The sequence below is a fragment of the Streptomyces sp. WELS2 genome (assembly GCF_013870595.1).
In the GTDB taxonomy this organism is placed as follows: Bacteria; Actinomycetota; Actinomycetes; order Streptomycetales; family Streptomycetaceae; genus Streptomyces.
On the sequence record NZ_JACBWZ010001121.1, the window covers coordinates 1 to 1,703 of the forward strand.

2 protein-coding genes and 1 pseudogene are annotated in these 1,703 nt (G+C 75.2%); all 3 read right to left on the reverse strand.

Going from position 1 to position 1,703, the window contains the following annotated elements; translation table 11 throughout:
• Positions 1 to 226, reverse strand: a 226-nt coding sequence (locus tag H5J33_RS34225; RefSeq protein ID WP_181798554.1) for a hypothetical protein, incomplete at its 3' end; no start/stop codon positions are given.
• Positions 216 to 1,286: a MoxR family ATPase gene (locus H5J33_RS34230; protein WP_181798555.1), complete on the reverse strand. Its 1,071-nt coding sequence runs from the start codon at positions 1,284 to 1,286 to the stop codon at positions 216 to 218. The genes H5J33_RS34230 and H5J33_RS34225, both read right to left, overlap by 11 nt.
• A 39-nt stretch (positions 1,287 to 1,325) precedes the next feature.
• Positions 1,326 to 1,703: pseudogene (locus H5J33_RS34235) on the reverse strand (hypothetical protein); the annotation flags it as partial.

Genomic DNA, 1,703 nt, shown 5'->3' on the forward strand with positions numbered 1-1,703 from the left:
GTTCCCCGGCCTTTGGCCCGGTGGCGCCGGTCTCCCGCACGTCGGGGGCGGTCTCCCGCCCGTCGGTGCCGGTCTCCGGCTCGGTGGTCTCCGGTCTCATGTGCCGGGCCAGCCACAGCACCTCGGCCAGTTCCAGCGGGGTCGGGCGCACCCCGTGGGACACCCGGGCCAGTACCTCGGCCAGGCGGACCACGGGATCCGGGGAACCGGCCGGCTCAGAAGACATCGGACTGCGCGCTCTGCCCCAGGTAGGGCATCAGCTGCTCGGCCAGCCGGTCCAGGGACCCGGCGTCCAGGCCGGCGGAGCGGGCCAGGTAGATCGCGTTCAGCAGCTGGTCGGTGGCCAGGTCGCCGGCGCCCGACCGGGACAGGAAGCGGTCGATCAGGGTGCGGGCGTAGGCGTCGGGCTCGCCGAGGTGGGCGCGGACGATCTCGGCGAGGTGCCGGTCGTCGGGCTGCCTGAGGTGCAGCGTGACACAGCGGCGCAGGAAGGCGGGCGGGAACTCGCGCTCGCCGTTGCTGGTGAGGACGACGAACGGGAAGGCCCGGCAGCGCACCCGGCCGCGGACCACCGGGACCCGCTCGTCGGTGCCGTCGGCCAGTACCTCGGCGACGCCGTCCGGGGTCAGCCGGGAGGCGCGCACCAGCTCGGGGATCTCGTACTGGCCCTCCTCCAGCACGTTCAGCAGGTCGTTGGGCAGGTCGAGGTCGCTCTTGTCGATCTCGTCGATGAGCAGCGCGCGGGGCCGGGCGTACGGCAGCAGCGCGGTGCCGAGCGGGCCGAGCCGCAGGTGGTGCTCGATGCCCGACCCGTCGACCGGGCCCGCTGTGTCCTGCCTACCGCCCGTGTCCCGCGTACCGTCCGTCCGCCCGGGCCGGGCCGCCTCCTGCCGGGCCGCGTACAGCCGGGAGAGCGGGTCGTACTGGTAGAGGCCGTCGTGCAGGGTGCTGCGGCTGGTGATGTTCCAGCGCAGCACCGGCCCGAGCCCGAGCTCCCGGGCGACCGCGTACACCAGCGAGGACTTGCCGGTGCCGGGCGGGCCGGTGACCAGCAGCGGGCGGCGCAGGTACAGGGCCGCGTTGACCAGTTCGACGGTCTCCTCGGTGGCCTGGTAGGTCTCGGCGCGGTGGGTGCGGTCGGGGGAGTGGGCGGCGGTGTCGGCGGCGGCGTCCGGCGCCGGGAGCACCGGCCCGCCGTCGAAGTCCCGCCAGGGCGGTGGTGCGGGCAGCTCGGTGATGCCGTCGTGCGGCTCGTTCGTACCGGTGTAGACGGGCCACAGGGGCATGGGCTCTTCTTCTCCGTGGGGGCGGTCGGTTGCGGTCGGTCAGGCGACGGGCGAGTGCAGGCTCGCGCCGGTCTCGGGGAAGCAGCGCGGGTCGTCCCAGAGCAGCTGGAGGTGGCGCGCCCAGTGCCGCTCGGGCTCGTCGGCGGCCTCCGCCGTGAGCCGCAACGACATGACGTGCCGGGGGAGTTCGGCGGGCGGCACGTCGGCGATGGAGGCGGTGAGCCGGTCCAGGAAGGCGGTGCCGGGGCAGGCGGTGTCCGGGTCCGGGTCCCCGGGACTCCCGGTGTCCGGCGGGTCCGTACGCGCGGTCCCGGTGCGCGGCGCGTCCCCGTGCACGGCGCAGGGAGCGCCGGTCCGGGGCCACAGCAGGACCGGTACGGGCACGTTGAGGCCGATCTCGAACAGCGCGACCGGGCC